Origin of the sequence: Coleofasciculus sp. FACHB-712, assembly GCF_014695635.1 — a bacterium.
Lineage (GTDB): Bacteria > Cyanobacteriota > Cyanobacteriia > Cyanobacteriales > FACHB-T130 > FACHB-T130.
In genome coordinates, this window is record NZ_JACJOQ010000175.1 from 1 (window position 1) to 2,696 (window position 2,696).

Below are 2,696 nucleotides of genomic sequence, written 5' to 3' on the forward strand. Positions count from 1 at the left end.
CTAGCAACGCCTCAAACAGACGCTTCACCCGCGCCTTGACATCATCACCCAGAGAACGTCGCGCCATAGATTAAGTCCAAAGATTTTGCCACAAAGTTTGGGGATAACCCTAAACTTCCCACCTACCCCAAACTGCTTATCGCTTATTATAACTAGCTTTCAGCAGTTGCCCAGTCTGCATTGCTTTCAGCTACAGCCCCAAAAATACCTTGCATTCAACCCCAATAAATACAGGTTGAATCAAGATGAAACTTTCCCCAAAGCAACGCCGAGACATTGTTCTGATTGTTCTATTTCTAATACCAACAGTAATCGGACTAATCAACAACCCATTAGGTATAGTCCTTGATATCTGCTTCCTAATCTGGCAACTGATGGAAGAAGACGACGAATAAAAATGAGTTTTGTGGAGTACGCGATCGCCTTCTTCCCCCTCTTCCTTCGCGTCCTCTGCGTCTTTGCGGTTCATTAAGAAAACGCGATCGCAAAACTCTTACCCCCCTCTCCGTTAACGGAGAGGGGTTGGGGGTGAGGTTTATTTTTATGGAGCTAAGCGGATTCGAACCGCTGACCCCCTCAATGCCATTGAGGTGCTCTACCAACTGAGCTATAACCCCTTACGGTGCTTTATGATTATGCCTTAAAAATTCGCAAGTCGTCAAGTAAAATTTCAGCAACGATAAATTAATAAAACGAACAGGGGTGTTGAGCAAGATGGCTGATATAACCCATGTAGCTGTTCATCAGGAAATATACAACTAGCATGGCGGCTGCGGATAGCGCCACCAGGGTGCCAGCAAGCATTAAAGAGAACTCCTGTTGGTCGAAGGCTTCCTGCATCAGGTGCAGCGACCACGCCACCAGAGCCACATCAAAAATTAAAATACCAACTAACATAATTTACGTTTTGTAACACTTCCTTTATTCTAATATATACAACCGAACAGATTGATGCTACAAAGCCAACCCCGCTTCTTCCAGAAGGAAGAAGTTTCGCTTTTACAAAAGCCGCACCGGCACTTGATGCTCTACGAGATAGTTTTTAATTTCTGATACAGTGAGTTCTCCGTAATGCAGGAGGGAAGCCAGCAGGGCAGCTTCCGCTTTCCCTTCCGTTAAGGCGTCATAAATGTGACTCGTGTTACCAGCCCCACCAGAGGCAATTACTGGAATTTGTACTTGTTCCGCTATAGTGCGCGTAAGCTCTAAGTCATAGCCAGCTTTAGTTCCATCGGCGTCCATACTGGTAACGAGCAGTTCGCCCGCGCCGCGTTGCTCGACTTCTTGCGCCCAATTGATCGCATCGATGCCTGTGTTTTCTCGCCCGCCCCGCACGTAAACATCCCAACCGGGGTTGGTGGGGTCTTGTCGTTTTCGTGCATCAATTGCTACCACAATGCACTGATTGCCGAAGCGATCGCTCGCCCGATCGATCAACTCTGGATCGCGTACCGCCGCCGAGTTAATGCTGACTTTGTCTGCGCCAGCCCTTAACAATTGTTTAATATTTTCTAAGGATTGAATTCCCCCGCCCACGGTAAGGGGGATAAATACCTGCTCAGCGGTGCGATATACCACATCCAGAATGATGCCCCGGTCTTCGTGAGTGGCAGTAATATCCAGAAACACCAACTCATCCGCACCCGCCTGATTATAAGCTTGTGCCAGTTCCACCGGATCGCCAGCATCCTGGAGATTGACAAAGTTAACCCCTTTGACAACTCGCCCCGCTTTCACATCTAAGCAAGGCAGTATTCTTTTTGCAAGCATGACAATCCTCTGGTTCCCCGATGTAATGATAATGAAAGCCTATACACTCTAGACCTTCTGTGTCTTCATGTCTTGGTATTGTTTTTAAAATAAATTTTTAATCATGGCGATAATTTCTTCTAAACAGCAGCCTCAAGAACCCAACGGGCAACCCCAGGAACGCCGAAATCCAGCGGGACGCCGCAAATCTCAGGCAGAGGAAACGGTTGAAGAATTGTTGCAGCCAACGGTGGCGATGGACGAAACCGAGAAGCAGGAAGAAGGTCTGCGACCCCAGCGGCTGGCTGACTATATCGGGCAAAAAGACCTCAAGGGCGTTCTAGAAATTGCGATTCAAGCGGCAAAAGGCAGAGACGAGTCGATGGATCACTTGCTGCTGTATGGCCCGCCGGGTTTGGGAAAAACCACGATGTCGCTGATTTTAGCGACGGAGATGGGAACCACTTGTAAAATTACCTCTGCACCCGCTTTGGAGCGTCCCCGCGATATTGTAGGGATACTGATGAGCCTGAAGCCGGGAGATATTATATTTATTGACGAAATCCACCGATTGAGTCGGATGACGGAGGAATTGCTATATCCGGCAATGGAGGATTTTCGGTTAGATATTACGATTGGCAAGGGTCAAAGTGCGAAAACTCGCAGCTTGCCGCTCCCGCCATTTACGCTAGTCGGAGCAACAACGCGGGTAGGTTCGCTGTCGTCACCCTTGCGCGATCGCTTTGGTTTAATTCAACGGTTACGCTTTTATGAGTTGGATGAACTGATTTTGATTGTGCAGCGGACGGCTGAAGTGATCCAAGCCCCGGTTACACCAGATGGTGCTGAAGAAATTGCGCGTCGTTCCCGTGGAACTCCCCGAATTGCCAATCGCCTTTTAAAACGGGTGCGAGATTTTGCTCAGGTAAAAAAAGTTGGGGAAATTA

At 48.2% G+C, this 2,696-nt stretch carries 3 protein-coding genes and 1 tRNA gene; 1 reads left to right on the forward strand and 3 read right to left on the reverse strand.

All coding sequences use genetic code 11. The annotated features are described in order from the left end of the window. Positions 1-544: 544 nt before the first annotated feature. The 3 genes from H6F50_RS04670 to hisF all read right to left on the reverse strand — a co-directional run bounded on the left by H6F50_RS04670 (position 545) and on the right by hisF (position 1,770). Positions 545-617 (reverse strand) — tRNA-Ala (locus H6F50_RS04670). A 67-nt stretch (positions 618-684) separates the two neighbouring features. Continuing rightward, positions 685-897, reverse strand: coding sequence for a hypothetical protein (locus H6F50_RS04675; RefSeq protein WP_190410773.1), 213 nt, complete (start codon positions 895-897; stop codon positions 685-687). Between the two features lie 102 nt (positions 898-999). After that, a complete protein-coding gene (gene hisF, locus H6F50_RS04680) occupies positions 1,000-1,770 on the reverse strand; it encodes an imidazole glycerol phosphate synthase subunit HisF (protein ID WP_190426844.1) in 771 nt (256 codons plus the stop codon). Positions 1,771-1,873: 103 nt separating this feature from the next. Here hisF and ruvB point away from each other — a divergent pair. Next, the coding region (ruvB, locus tag H6F50_RS04685) for a Holliday junction branch migration DNA helicase RuvB (RefSeq protein ID WP_190426847.1) at positions 1,874-2,696 on the forward strand (823 nt) is incomplete at its 3' end.